Genomic DNA, 12,832 nt, shown 5'->3' with positions numbered 1-12,832 from the left:
CTCGCCGACCACGTCGAACTCGAGCGCGCAGTGCGCGGCGTTGCCGTACGGATCGAAGAAGGCGGCGAGCTCGGACGGGATCTGGTCGGGGATCGGCCACAGGTTGGAGGCCGGCATCACGATGTACTCGGCGAACGCGCCGTTGCGGTTCACGCCGATGCCGACGGTGTTCGGGCACAGGTGCTGCTTGCCGGCGCGGCAGTTGCGGCAGTGGCCGCAGACGATGTGGCCCTCGGCCGACACGCGCTGGCCGACGGTGTAGCCCGTAACGCCCGTACCGACCTGCGCGATGCGGCCGACGAACTCGTGGCCGATCACCAGGCCCGGCTTGATCGTGCGCTGGCTCCACTCGTCCCACAGGTAGATGTGCAGGTCGGTGCCGCAGATCGCGGTCTTCTCCAGCTTGATCAGCACCTCGTTCGGGCCGGGCGAGGGGACCGGCACCTGTTCCATCCAGATGCCCTTGCCGGCTTCGCGCTTGACCAGCGCCTTCATCGTTTGCGTCATGGGATTCGTCCGCGGACGGCGGTAAAGAGACCGCGATTATACGCCGCGCGCCCTGTCCGACCGGTGCGCGGGTTTGCCCCGGGCGGCCGGCTTCGCCTATCGTCGCCGGCTCCTCGTGCCCAGGAATCGCCATGCGAGCCACCATGCGCCGCCGTCCGTTCGCCCTGTCCGTTTCGCTTGCCTTGTCGATGAGCGTGGGCGCCGCCCATGCCGACGAGGGCATGTGGATGCCGTCGCAGCTGCCGGACATCGCCAAGCAGCTCAAGGCGGCCGGCTTCAAGGGGCAGGCGCACGATCTGGCCGAACTGGCAAAGCCGCCGATGAACGCGGTGGTGAAGGTGGGCGGCGCCAGCGGCGCGTTCGTGTCGAAGGATGGACTGGTGCTGACCAACCACCACGTCGCCTTCGGCGTGATCCAGTACAACTCCAAGCCCGGGCGCGACCTGATCCGCGACGGCTACATCGCCGCAGATCACGCCGCCGAACTGCCGGCCAATCCGGATTACCGCGTGCTGGTCACTACCGGCTTCGACCGCATCACCGACCGCATCCTCGCCGGCACCGCGGGCAAGCGCGGGCGGGCGTACTTCGATGCGGTGGATGCCGCGAGCAAGGCGGCGGTCGCCGAATGCGAGCGCGAACCGGGTTACCGCTGCAGCGTGGCCGACATGTACTACGGCACCGACTTCTACCTCGTGCGCCAGCTGGAACTGCGCGACGTGCGGCTGGTGTATGCGCCGCCCAACGACATCGGCAATTACGGCGGCGAGGTGGACAACTTCGTCTGGCCGCGCCACGCCGGCGACTTCACCCTGTTGCGCGCGTACGTCGGCAAGGACGGCAAGCCGGCCGACTACTCGCCCGACAACGTGCCTTACGTGCCGCCGGCGCACCTGCAGGTGTCCACGCGCAACGTGAAGGAAGGCGACTTCGCCATGCTCGCCGGCTACCCGGGCGTGACGTTCCGCCACCGCATGGCGTCGGAATTCGCCAGCCAGGTCGAATGGCAGCTGCCTTCGCGCGTGGCCGTGTACCAGCGCATGATCGGGGTGATCGAGGAAACCGCCGCGAAGGACGAGGCCGCGCGCGTGGCGTATGCCTCGCAGGTGCGCGGGCTGAAGAACAGCCTCAAGCGCGCGCAGGGCGAACTCGACGGCCTGCGGCGCAGCGACGCCGTGCGCGTGCGGCGCGAGGACGAGGCGGCGATGTTCGCCTGGCTCGCAAGGCAGCCCGACGCGACCGCGACGCGCGCCGACATCGACGCTGCGCAGGCCGTGCTCGATGCACGCAGCGCCACGCGCGAGCGCGACCAACTGCTGGCGCTGGTGCAGTCGCAGACACAACTGCTGCGTGCCGCGCTCACCGTGCAGCGGCTGGCGCACGAGCGCGGCCGCCCCGACGCGCAGCGCGAGACCGGTTATCAGCAGCGCGACGAGGCGCTTATCACCGGGCAGCTTAAGCAGGCGCAGCGCCGCTACGCGCCGCAGGTCGAGAAGGCGTTGCTGACGGAACTGCTCACGCAGTACCTGGCGCTGCCCCCCGCGCAGCGCGTGCCTGAATTCGACGCCGTGTTCGGCACTACGCCGGCCCAGCTGAAGCAGAATCTCGATGCGCTGTACGCGGGAACGAAGCTTGGCGACGAGGCGCAGCGACTGGCCGCGATGCGCGCCGACCAGGCCACGCTGGCCGCATCGGACGACACGCTGCTGAAGGCCGCAGCCACGCTGCTGCCGGCGATCCTGCGCATCGACGGCCAATCGAAGGAAGGCGCCGGCGAACTGCTGCGCCTGCGCCCGGCCTACATGCGCGCGCTCATCGCGTACCGCAAGTCGCAGGGCCGCGCCGTCTATCCGGATGCAAACTCGACCCTGCGCGTCAGCTACGGCCGCATAAGCGCGATGGATCCGCGCGACGGCGTGCACTACCGCCCGCTCACCACGGTGCAGGGCATCCTAGAGAAGCACACCGGCGAGGAGCCGTTCAACGCGCCGCAACCGCTGCGCGATGCGATCGCGAAGGGCGACTTCGGCACCACCGCGGAGCCGAGCCTGGAGACGCAGACGGTCAACCTGCTCACCAACCTGGACACCACCGGGGGCAATTCCGGCTCGCCGGTGCTGGATGCGCAGGGCAAGCTCATCGGCCTGAACTTCGACAGCAACTGGGAAGCGGTGAGCGCCAGTTGGATGTACGACCCGCGCTTCAAGCGCGCCATCCACGTCGACATGCGCTACCTGCGCTGGCTGCTGGCGAAGGTGTATCCGGCGCCGCACCTGCTGAAGGAAATGAACCTGCCAGCGGAGTGAGGCGACGCCGCGCAAGCGCGCGTTCACACCCGGCGCTGCAGGCCAAGGCTCGGGACGAACGGCCTGAGCGTGTCTGCTGGCCGCCGCTTGCCGCAACGTCCTTCACGCCGTTCGGCCCGTAGCGCAGCGGTCGAAGGACGGACTGCTGAAGCACCACAAATGCGCAAGGCCACGGTGCACTGCACCATGGCCGCGTCCTCGCCATGCAGGCTAGACTCGCCTGCTGACCAATCTGCGAGGAGTTGCGCATGCGTCATTCGGTGTTGGCCGTGGCTGTGTTCGGTGCGGTGTCCGCGATTGCGGGCCTGGCGCACGCAGGGGAGGGCATGTGGGTGCCGCAGCAACTGCCGGAGATCGCCGGGCCGCTGAAGAAGGCCGGCCTCAAGCTCAATCCGAAGCAACTGGCCAACCTGACCGGCGACCCGATGGCGGCGGTGGTCTCGCTGGGCGGCTGCACCGCCAGCTTCGTCTCGCCGCAGGGCCTGGTGGTCACCAACCACCACTGCGCGTACGGCGCGATCCAGCTGAACTCCACGCCGGAGAAGAACCTGATGCGCGACGGCTTCAATGCCGCGACGCAGGCGCAGGAAGTCCCCGCCGGGCCGAATGCGCGCATCTATGCGCTCGACACCATTCAGGACGTAACGAAGCAGGTGCAGGACGCCGTGGCCGCGGCGCCTGACGCACTGGGTCGCACGCAGGCGCTGGAGACCATCGAGAAGCAGCTGGTGGCCTCGTGCGAGCGCGAACCGGGTTTCCGCTGTCGCCTGTACAGCTTCTCCGGCGGCAATACGTATCGGCTGTTCCGCAACCTGGAAATCAAGGACGTGCGCCTGGTCTACGCGCCTTCGGGCAGCGTGGGCAATTACGGCGGCGAGGTCGACAACTGGATGTGGCCGCGCCACACCGGCGACTTCTCGTTCTATCGCGCCTATGTCGGCAAGGACGGCAAGCCGGCTGCGTATTCGCCCGACAACGTTCCCTACCAGCCCAAACACTGGCTGAAAGTCGCCGACAAGGCGCTCGGTGCGGGCAACTTCGTGATGGTGGCGGGCTATCCCGGCCGCACGGCGCGCTATGCGCTTGCCGAGGAATTCGACGAGACCGCCAACTGGACGTATCCGACCGTCGGAGGCCACTACAAGAAGCTGGTGGCGCTGGTACAGGCCGAGGGCGCGAAGAACCCCGACATCGCGGTGAAGTACGCCAGCACGGTGCGCGGCTGGCAGAACGCGATGAAGAACTACGACGGCCAGCTGGAAGGCTTCAAACGCATCGACGCGGCCGGCAAGAAGCAGGCTGAAGAGACCGCCGTGCTGGAGTGGCTGCGCAAGCAGGGCGCGCAGGGCGAGGCCGCACTGGCCGCGCACGCCAAGCTCGAAGCGCTGGACGAGGCCGCGCGCACACATCGCGAGCGCGACCTGGTGTTCGGCCAGTTGCGCAGCACCGGCGTGCTGGGCGCAGCCACGCAGCTCTATCGCCTGTCGATCGAGCGTGCCAAGCCCGATGCCCAGCGCGAGCAGGGCTACCAGGACCGCGACCTGCCCACCATCGAAGGCGCGATGCGCCAGATGGAACGCCGCTACGTGCCGCAGATGGACCGCGAACTGCAGGCCTACTGGCTGCGCGAATACCTGAAGCTGCCCGCGTCGCAGCGCGTGGCCGCGGTCGACAAGTGGCTCGGCGGCAGCGACGAAAAGGCCATCAAGGCCGCACTCGACAAGCTGGGCAAGACCAAGCTCGGCAGCACCGACCAGCGCATCGCGCTGATGAAGGCCGATCGCGCCAGCTTCGAGAAGAGCAAGGATCCGGCGGTGCAGTTCGCCGTGGCGATCATGCCGACCGTGCTGCAGCTGGAACAGGAAGGCAAGGCGCGTGCGGGCGATGCGCTGGTCGCGCGTCCGGTGTACCTGCAGGCCGTGGCCGACTACAAGAAGAGCAAGGGCCAGTTCGTCTATCCGGATGCCAACTCGTCGCTCCGCATCACCTTCGGCAACGTGATGGGGTACACCAAGACCGACGGCAGCAAGCAGCAGCCGTTCACGCGTCTGGAGGAAGTCGCGGCCAAGGCCACCGGGCAGGAGCCGTTCAATGCCCCGCAGGTGCTGCTGGACGCCATTGCCGCGAAGAACTACGGCGGCCTGGCCGATCGCAAGCTCAAGACCGTTCCGGTCAACTTCCTGTCCGACCTGGACATCACCGGCGGCAATTCCGGTTCGCCGGTGCTCGACGCGCAGGGCAAGCTGGTCGGCCTGGCGTTCGACGGCAACTGGGAATCGGTGAGCAGCAACTGGGTGTTCGATCCGACCATGACGCGCATGATCGCCGTCGACCAGCGCTACATGCGCTGGATCATGCAGGAGGTCTATCCCGCGCCGCAGCTGCTGCAGGAACTGGGCGTTCCGGAGAAGAACTGATCCAGGCGCCGCTGCGCGGCACACGCGCAGCGGCATCGGCAGGCGGGCCGCGATCCGGCTCGCCTCGCCGTCATTGCCTGGCTCAAGCGTTGCGCAGCGACTCGCACATCTTCAGGCGCTCGGCGATCAGTTCCGCGCGCTTGCGGTCGTCGCGTCCGTCGAGGATGGCGAGGTCTTCGGCATCGGCGCGGATGTACTCGCCGGATGTGCGTGCGCCGTGTGGGTGCTCGTCCGAGACGGTGATGAAGTGTCCCGTCGCGCGATCGTGTGCTTCGACGCGGATCTCGCCGGTGCCTTCCAGGCGCGGGGCATTCGCGTGCAGGGGGCGCTCGCCCCGCCAGTAGAAGAACAGTCCGGGCGGACTCTTCTTCTCGCGCGTCGCTTCGCTCCAGTAACGCGCGGACAAGGTGCCGTCGGCCTGCCACGCGCGACCTGAAATTTCGAGGGCGCCCTCGCGGTCGCGCGAGATGCGCATGAAGCTCACCGCCGACGGCTCGCCGGAACTGCGCTCGGTCAGCGCGAACTGCCACCACAGGCCTTCGATGCCGTTGATACGGCCTTCGTTCTCGATGACCTTGCGCAGCTTCTGGTTGATCGCGCGCATCTCCGCGGCGTTCATGTCTTCCGCGTAACGGATGCAGGTAAGGCCGAGCAGATCGCTGGGAAGCTTCGCGCCGTTGGCGTGCAGGATGAAGGTCCGTTGCATGCCCAGCACGCCGCCGAACAGCCCCGCTTCGAACACGACGTTGTCGCGTGGTGAAGCCTGCCCCGCGCCATTGCCGTCATGCGCGGGCGAGGCGGCGGTCCAGTCGTCGCGTGCGAACACGAACGCGGCGAAGTCCACCTCGTGCGAGAGTTCCAGCAGTCGCCCCAGCGTGGTCGTGCCCGGATTGAACGATGCGGTCCATGGCTCGACCTGCGCCACGTCGCCCAGGCCTCTCGTCAGCGCCTGCAGCAGCTTCCCCTGCTTCGACGACGACCCAAGGAAAATGCGAGGCTTGTTCATTCGCCTGCTCCGCTCGCCAGCCCGTGGGCGCTTCCAGCGGACGGTACTCCGCGCGGCGTTAAGCGCCGGTACGCGGCGTGACTGATGGCGAGGGGCGGATCAGGCGTCGGGCAGCGCGTAGTCGAACGTATAGAAGTGCTTGCCTTCGACGATGTCGATGGCCATGCGACCGGTCAGCCCTTCCAGCTCGTCGGTCGCGGAATCCGGCACCACCGTCAGCGACAGCGTGGGCGCGCCGCGATCGAGCGTGCCGTTGTGCTGGGTGAGGAACGTGCCGCTGAGGCCATCGAGCGTCCCGGCGATGCGTTCGATGGCGACATAGGCGGCCGAGCCGTCCACCTGCGTGCCGACGGCGAGCATGTGCACCACACCGGTGGCGTCGAGCGCGCCATGGAACTGTTTGTCGAAGCGGAAATGCCCGGTGAGCACGCCGCCGCCGAGGTCGAAACCGCCTTCCGGCGTGCGCTTCACGTCGAACTCGCCCTGGACCTGTGGCATCGCACTGCTCCCGTCGTGTGGACGCGCATGGTCCCGCACCGCAGCCACCGTTGCCAGTGCAACCGTTGTGCGACCGGACGCATTTGCTAGGCTGCGGGAATCCGGCACGTCGCCGCCGTCCATCTGCTCGGAACCGAACATGCGCATTCTGCTTGCCCGCCATGGCGAAACCCCCTGGAACGCCGAAGGCCGCTACCAGGGGCAGGAGGACATCCCGCTCTCGCCGGTAGGCATCGCGCAGGCCCGCGCGCTGGGAGACCGCCTGCGCGACGTGCCCATCACCCGTGCGGTCGCCTCGCCGCTGGGACGCGCGCGGCAGACGGCGGAATTCGCCTTGGGCGACCGCGACCTTCCGCTCACGCTGGATCCGGGGCTGATGGAGATCGCGCACGGCACCTGGGAGGGCCTGCTGGCCAGCGAGATCCGCGAGCGCGACGGCGAGCGTCTCCAGGCCTGGCGCGACACACCGCACGAGGTGCTGATGCCGGACGGCGAATCGCTCCAGCACGTGTTCGATCGTGCCTGGCCGGCGTTCGCGCGCGCCACCGAAGGACTGGGCGAGGGCGACACGCTGCTGGTGGTCGCGCACGACGCGGTCAACCGCGTGCTGCTGTGCCACGTGCTGGGCATCCCGCTCGCCCGGCTGTGGACCTTCCGGCAGGCGCCGACCACGATCAACCTGCTCGAAGGCCCGGACGTCGACCACCTGGACGTGGTGCGCCTGAACGACTGCAGCCACCACACGCCGTTCTTCGGCGAAGCGGTGCATCGGGCGTTGTGACGGGTACACCGGACATCGAACCCTTCAAACGCGTCTCGTGGCGGGTGTTCGGTCCAGTTGATCGTTTATGCATAGACGCTGCCGCGTGGATGGCTAGACTTCCGCGGCGGTGCGACCGCTGGCGATCGAAAAAAGGCGAGGGTGCATGACGGACGCGAACGACCAGGAGCAAGAGCGCTTCTATCACGGCACGAAGGCCTCACTGGTGCCGGGTGATCTGATCGGACCCGGTTACAGCTCCAACTACGGCAAGCGAAAGCAGGCGGCTTACGTCTACCTGACCGCCACGCTCGACGCCGCCATCTGGGGTGCGGAACTGGCTCGCGGTGATGGGCCCGAGCGCATCTACATCGTCGAGCCGACCGGACCGTTCGAGGACGATCCCAACCTGACCGACAAGAAATTCCCGGGAAACCCCACCCGGTCCTACCGCACGCGCGAACCGTTGCGGGTGGTGGACGAGGTGACGTCGTGGCAGGGCCATTCGCCGGAACAGCTCAAGGCGATGCGCGACCATCTCGCGGAACTCGAACGGCTCGGCATCGAGGCGATCGAGGACTGACGTTCACGCCGCAGCATCACCGCTTCGCCATCGGCTGCGGCACCTGGCAACCGGGGCCGGGCGCTGCATGCTCGTCGCTCACGCACAGCCGGAAATCGCGCAGCCCGGCGATCTGGCGGGTGTCGCCGTTGGCGACGACGAACTGCTCGATAGGCTGCGAAAGACAATCGGCCTTGCCCTTCGCGGACGCATTGGCCCCGTCGCATTCGCGCGGAAACAGCGTGTAGACGCACTGGCCGCTCGCGCTGCGCACGCATTCGAAACGCGCGACACCCGCTTCCACGGTCGCCTTGCTGTACAGCGCCTGCGCACCGTCGATGCTGATGCGGTCGACGAAGGTGTCGCGGCCGACGTCGCAGCCGAACAGGGAGAGCACGTAGAAGAACAGGGCCGAGAGTTTCATGGGGTCACCTCGCGAATGGGTGGTCCGTGCGCCGCGGGCGGCGCTTACATGTGGCGGAACAAGGTCATGTACGGCGCGCTGACGGTCAGCGTTTCCGGGCGCGATTTCAGACGCACGATTCCGCGCCCGGTGTCGTCGCGAACCACGCCGGCGATCGCCTTGAGATTGACGATCGTCGAACGGTGGATCTGCTTGAATGTGGACGGATCGAGCACGGCGAGCAGTTCGCGGATCGGCGTGCGCAGCAGCGCCTCGCCTTCGGCGGTGACCACGGTCGTGTACTTGTTGTCGGCGCGGAAATACGCCACTTCATCGACCAGGATCAGGCGCGTCTCGCGTCCGGCACTGGCCGTGAGCCACGTCAGCGGCGGTGCGGCGGCGGCCGGTGCGGGCGGACGCGCGCCGAGCCGTTCGAGCAGCGCGGCCAGCGCGGCGGCATCGTTGTTGCCCGTGCGCGTCTGCAGGCGCTGCACCGTGGTGGCCAGGCGCGTTGGCGAGATCGGCTTGAGCAGGTAATCGACCGCGCCGCGTTCGAAGGCATCGATCGCGTACTGGTCGTACGCCGTGACGAACACGATCTGCGTGCGCGGCGTGACCTCGGCCGCAGCCGCGGCGACTTCCAGGCCGGTGAGCCCGGGCATGCGGATGTCGAGGAAAGCCACCTGCGGCTTGTGCTCGGCCAGTGCCTCCAGCGCGCTCGCGCCGTCCTCGCATTCGGCGACGATCTGCAGCTCGGGCCAGGTCTGGCGCAGCTGTTTCGCCAGCGCTTCGCGCAGCAGGGTTTCGTCCTCGGCGATGACGCAGGTGCAGGCGTTCTCAGACATGGCGGGCATCCGGTTCGAACGCGGGCGGCAGGGCCGGCGGCACGGAGATCGTGGCCGCCACGCCGCTGGGGAAATTGGCGACGACCGACAGCGCGGCGCTGGCGCCATAGATCAGGCGCAGGCGTTCGCGCACGTTCTTCAGGCCGATGCCGGTGCCGCTGTTCTTGGTGCTGAAGCCGTCGCCGTCGTCCGCGACGGTCACCGTGACGACGTCGTCGACGCGCCGCGCGCGGATCCACACGGTGCCGCCGCCGGTGCGGGGTTCCAGTCCGTGTTTGATCGCGTTTTCCACCAGTGTCTGCAACACCATCGGCGGCAGCGGCGTGGCGCGCAGGTTCTCCGGCACGTCGACCTGCACCGACAGTCGCGGGCCCATGCGGATCTTCAGGATTTCCAGGTAGGCGACCGCGCGCTCCAGTTCCGTGCCCAGCGTGGACATCTCGTTGTCGGCGCTGGGCAGCGAGCGGCGCAGGTACTGGATCAGGTGCCCCAGCATCTCGTCCGCGCGCTGCGGATCGCTGCGCGTCAGCAACTGCGCGCTGGCGAGCGTGTTGTAGAGAAAATGCGGCTCGACCTGCGCATGCAGCAGGCTGAGCTTGGCGACGGTGAGTTCCTTCTCCGTCGCCGTCTGCGCCGCTTCGCTCTTCTCGTTGCGGCGACGCTCCGCGACACGCCGGCTGATGGCGCGCGTGATCGCCTCCGCGTTCTCGAAGTTGGTGCCGTCGTCGACCAGGAACCAGTCGCTCCACGACGGGGTCTCGGGCTCGCAGATCAGCGTCACGCTGCCGCTGTCGCGACCGGGCACGATCGTCGCGCGGATCTGGTTGCGCGGAATGCCGAACCAGCGCATCGGATTCCAGCGTCCCAACGGGTAGTCGCCGTAATCCTGCGGCCGGGTCACCTTGGCGCGAAGCTGCAGGCTGTCGCGTGCGCTTTCGACCTGCTCGATGCGCGGGAGCTCGCGCACCGCGGCTTCGACCAGGTCGAACGCCTCACCAGCCTCGAAGGGCACTTCCACCTGGCGGCGCTGGCGATTGCCCAGCGCTTCCTTGTCCGTGCGCCCGGCGATCAGCTCCACGCGACCCACGTGCGAGAACGCACCCACCATCACCAGCACCATCGTGATCATGCCGGCCGCCGTGAGCAGCCAGTCCAGGCGATGGAGGCCGGGCAGCTGGTTCCAGATGGCGGAGACCAGGATGATCGCCAGCATCCAGGCGATGGCAATGCGCAGCACGAAGGCCAGGCTCTTGAACACGCACGTTCCCGAAAGGATGGAATGCGGCGGAGCATAGCGAGCCGCGACCGTGTCGGCGCCGCCCTTGCGACGAACCATGCAGCGGCGCGACGAAACCGGGGAACGCGGGAGTGAATGTCGGTGGTCGGTCGTGGCGTTGACCCGGGGGCGCGCGCCTGCGCCGGGCGGCTGGCCCGGCAGGCGATAATGGGCGGATGACCCGCACGCTTGCCGACTGGCTGTCCTACATCGAACGTATCCACCCCAGGTCCATCGACATGGGGCTTGAGCGCATCCGCATCGTGGCAGGCCGCCTCGCGCTGTCGCGCCCGGCGAAACAGGTCGTCACCGTCGGCGGGACCAACGGCAAGGGCTCCACCGTGGCCTTCATCGAGGCCATCGCGCGCGCGGCGGGGTGGAAGGTGGGCGCGTACACGTCGCCGCACCTGCTGGCGTACAACGAACGCGTGCGCATCGACAGCGTGGACGTGGCCGATGCCGGCCTGGTCGCGGCCTTCGAGGCGATCGAGGCCGCGCGTGGCGACACGCCGCTCACGTACTTCGAATACGGCACGCTCGCGGCGCTGTGGTTGTTCGAGCGCGCGCAGCTCGATCTGGCCATCCTCGAAGTCGGCCTGGGCGGACGGCTGGACGCGACCAACCTGATCGATGCGGACGTGGCCGTCATCACCACGGTCGACCTGGACCACCAGGATTATCTAGGCGACGACCGCGAGGCGATCGGCGCCGAGAAGGCCGGCATCGCCCGCGCATGGAAGCCGCTGGTCCTGGGCGACGACGACCCGCCGTCGAGCGTGCTCGGCCATGCGTACCGCATCGGCGCGCCGACCTGGCGCATCGCCAACGATTTCTTCTTCCAGACCCTCCCTCCAGGCGTCGACGCGGACGGCAACGCCCTCCCGGCGCAATGGCGCTGGCGCGAGGTCGGTCGCCGCATGGACCTGCCGATGCCGCAGCTGGCGGCGCCGGTGCAGCTGCGCAACGCGGCGGTCGCCATAGCCGCATTGCGGGCGCTGCCGAAGGCGCCCGGCGCATTGCCGAAGGCCGCCATCGCCGAGGGCGTGGCCACCGCGCACGTGGGCGGCCGCCTGCAGCGTTTCGAACGCGACGGCGTCGACGTGGTGGTCGATGTGGCGCACAACCCGCAGGCCGCGCGTGCCCTGGCCGCGTGGCTTCAGGCCTCTCCGTCGATCGGGCGGACGCACGCGGTCTTCGCCGCGCTGACGGACAAGGACGTGGCCGGTGTGGTGGAGGCGCTGGCGACGCAGATCGCGCACTGGCATCTCGCCGGCCTTGCGGATGCCGGGTCGCGTGGCGGGACGGTGGACGAACTCGCGGCGCGGCTGGACGGCACCGCGGCGTCCGGGGGCAGTCGCAACGAGACCGTGGTCGAGGCGTTCGAGCAGGCGCTCGCTCAGGCCCGGCCCGGCGATCGCGTGCTCGTGTTCGGTTCGTTCCATACCGCTGCGGCGGCGTTGGAGCGTCTCGCCCGCGACTGAACATGACCGAGTGCGCACCGGTGTCGCGGTCCCGGCTGCGAGGAGGGCGAGGGTATAATTCGCGCGGCAATCCGCCTACGGCGTGCGAGACCCGATGGAACCTGCCCTGAAACAGCGAGTGATCGGTGCGGTCGTGTTGATCGCACTGGCGGTGATCTTCCTTCCGATGCTGATCAAGGGGCCGGCGCCCGAAAGCGGAGCATCCAACATTCCGCTGGAGCTTCCGAAGGCGCCCGATGGCGATTTCGAAACGCGTGAGCTTCCGCTGGTCAGCCCCGGCCAGGCGCCGCAGGGCGGCGCCGTGGGCATGCAGGCCGGTGGCGACAGCCAGAGCCTGCCGACCGTCGACACGACGACCCAGCCCGCCGCACCGGCCGCGCCCACTGACGCGGCCTATCCCGCTGCGGCCGCGGGTGGCGACTACGCGGTCAGCTTCGGCAGCTATGCGACGACTGGCGATGCGGATCGCGTCGTGAAGGCGCTGCAGGCCGCACAGCTTCCCGGCTATCAGGAACCGGCGCCCGCCAGCGGTGGGCGCACCCTTCACCGCGTCCGTATCGGGCCGTTCGCCACGCAGGCGGAGGCCGAGGCCGCACGCCTCCAGTCCGCGCGCGTTCGCAGCGACGTTGGTGCGAAGGTCGTGACCCTGGAGGCCGACGCTGCCGCGCCGGCACCGGCCGCCGCATCGCAGCCGGCTCCCGCGCAGACGGCGTCGGTCTCCGCGCCGGTGCCGTTGGCCGAGCCTCGTCCGGCCGCCGCGAGCACGACGCC

12 protein-coding genes are annotated in these 12,832 nt (G+C 68.6%); 6 read left to right on the top strand and 6 right to left on the bottom strand.

Going from position 1 to position 12,832, the window contains the following annotated elements:
* The coding region (locus tag VFE83_RS18840) for an alcohol dehydrogenase catalytic domain-containing protein (RefSeq protein WP_324909029.1) at window positions 1-507 on the bottom strand (507 nt) is incomplete at its 3' end.
* A gap of 131 nt (window positions 508-638) precedes the next feature.
* On the opposite strand from VFE83_RS18840, the gene VFE83_RS18835 reads away from it, so the two are divergent.
* Window positions 639-2,813, top strand: a complete 2,175-nt coding sequence (locus VFE83_RS18835; protein WP_324909027.1) for a S46 family peptidase — start codon at window positions 639-641, stop codon at window positions 2,811-2,813.
* A 248-nt stretch (window positions 2,814-3,061) separates the two neighbouring features.
* Window positions 3,062-5,230, top strand: a complete 2,169-nt coding sequence (locus tag VFE83_RS18830; RefSeq protein ID WP_324909024.1) for a S46 family peptidase — start codon at window positions 3,062-3,064, stop codon at window positions 5,228-5,230.
* An 82-nt stretch (window positions 5,231-5,312) separates the two neighbouring features.
* On the opposite strand, the gene VFE83_RS18825 is transcribed toward VFE83_RS18830, so the two are convergent.
* Window positions 5,313-6,236: a TIR domain-containing protein gene (locus VFE83_RS18825; RefSeq protein ID WP_324909022.1), complete on the bottom strand. Its 924-nt coding sequence runs from the start codon at window positions 6,234-6,236 to the stop codon at window positions 5,313-5,315.
* Between the two features lie 99 nt (window positions 6,237-6,335).
* Window positions 6,336-6,734: a DUF3224 domain-containing protein gene (locus VFE83_RS18820; RefSeq protein WP_324909020.1), complete on the bottom strand. Its 399-nt coding sequence runs from the start codon at window positions 6,732-6,734 to the stop codon at window positions 6,336-6,338.
* Window positions 6,735-6,873: 139 nt separating this feature from the next.
* Here VFE83_RS18820 and VFE83_RS18815 point away from each other — a divergent pair, with 139 nt between their 5' ends.
* On the top strand, window positions 6,874-7,515 hold the full coding sequence (locus tag VFE83_RS18815) for a histidine phosphatase family protein (RefSeq protein WP_324909018.1): 642 nt from the start codon (window positions 6,874-6,876) through the stop codon (window positions 7,513-7,515).
* 145 nt (window positions 7,516-7,660) lie between these two features.
* On the top strand, window positions 7,661-8,077 hold the full coding sequence (gene arr / locus VFE83_RS18810) for an NAD(+)--rifampin ADP-ribosyltransferase (RefSeq protein ID WP_324909016.1): 417 nt from the start codon (window positions 7,661-7,663) through the stop codon (window positions 8,075-8,077).
* 16 nt (window positions 8,078-8,093) lie between these two features.
* Here the strand turns inward: arr and VFE83_RS18805 are convergent, their stop codons facing one another.
* From VFE83_RS18805 to VFE83_RS18795, 3 genes are read right to left on the bottom strand one after another with little or no spacing between them, the layout of a single operon-like run.
* Entirely contained in the window at window positions 8,094-8,480 is a 387-nt protein-coding gene (locus VFE83_RS18805) for a hypothetical protein (RefSeq protein WP_324909014.1), read from the bottom strand.
* A 44-nt stretch (window positions 8,481-8,524) separates the two neighbouring features.
* Entirely contained in the window at window positions 8,525-9,304 is a 780-nt protein-coding gene (locus tag VFE83_RS18800; protein ID WP_324909013.1) for a LytTR family DNA-binding domain-containing protein, read from the bottom strand.
* A complete protein-coding gene (locus VFE83_RS18795) occupies window positions 9,297-10,562 on the bottom strand; it encodes a sensor histidine kinase (protein ID WP_324909011.1) in 1,266 nt (421 codons plus the stop codon). The genes VFE83_RS18800 and VFE83_RS18795 overlap by 8 nt, the downstream gene beginning before the upstream one ends.
* A 194-nt stretch (window positions 10,563-10,756) precedes the next feature.
* Between VFE83_RS18795 and folC the strand changes: the two genes are divergently transcribed.
* The gene (gene folC / locus VFE83_RS18790; RefSeq protein WP_324909009.1) at window positions 10,757-12,061 is read left to right on the top strand and encodes a bifunctional tetrahydrofolate synthase/dihydrofolate synthase; all 1,305 of its coding nucleotides are present in this window, start codon (window positions 10,757-10,759) and stop codon (window positions 12,059-12,061) included.
* Between the two features lie 94 nt (window positions 12,062-12,155).
* On the top strand, window positions 12,156-12,832 hold a 677-nt coding region (locus tag VFE83_RS18785), incomplete at its 3' end, for an SPOR domain-containing protein (protein ID WP_324909007.1).

This window comes from Lysobacter sp., from assembly GCF_035655815.1.
In the GTDB taxonomy this organism is placed as follows: Bacteria; Pseudomonadota; Gammaproteobacteria; order Xanthomonadales; family Xanthomonadaceae; genus Lysobacter_J.
This window is presented reverse-complemented; position numbering and strand designations above follow the sequence as displayed.

Coding starts and splice junctions, on each gene's coding strand:
- VFE83_RS18825 (WP_324909022.1), bottom strand. CDS start 6,236: ATGAACAAGCCTCGCATTTTCCTTGGGTCGTCGTCGAAGCAGGGGAAG.
- VFE83_RS18820 (WP_324909020.1), bottom strand. CDS start 6,734: ATGCCACAGGTCCAGGGCGAGTTCGACGTGAAGCGCACGCCGGAAGGC.
- VFE83_RS18805 (WP_324909014.1), bottom strand. CDS start 8,480: ATGAAACTCTCGGCCCTGTTCTTCTACGTGCTCTCCCTGTTCGGCTGC.
- folC (WP_324909009.1), top strand. CDS start 10,757: ATGACCCGCACGCTTGCCGACTGGCTGTCCTACATCGAACGTATCCAC.
- VFE83_RS18815 (WP_324909018.1), top strand. CDS start 6,874: ATGCGCATTCTGCTTGCCCGCCATGGCGAAACCCCCTGGAACGCCGAA.
- VFE83_RS18830 (WP_324909024.1), top strand. CDS start 3,062: ATGCGTCATTCGGTGTTGGCCGTGGCTGTGTTCGGTGCGGTGTCCGCG.
- VFE83_RS18800 (WP_324909013.1), bottom strand. CDS start 9,304: ATGTCTGAGAACGCCTGCACCTGCGTCATCGCCGAGGACGAAACCCTG.
- arr (WP_324909016.1), top strand. CDS start 7,661: ATGACGGACGCGAACGACCAGGAGCAAGAGCGCTTCTATCACGGCACG.
- VFE83_RS18835 (WP_324909027.1), top strand. CDS start 639: ATGCGAGCCACCATGCGCCGCCGTCCGTTCGCCCTGTCCGTTTCGCTT.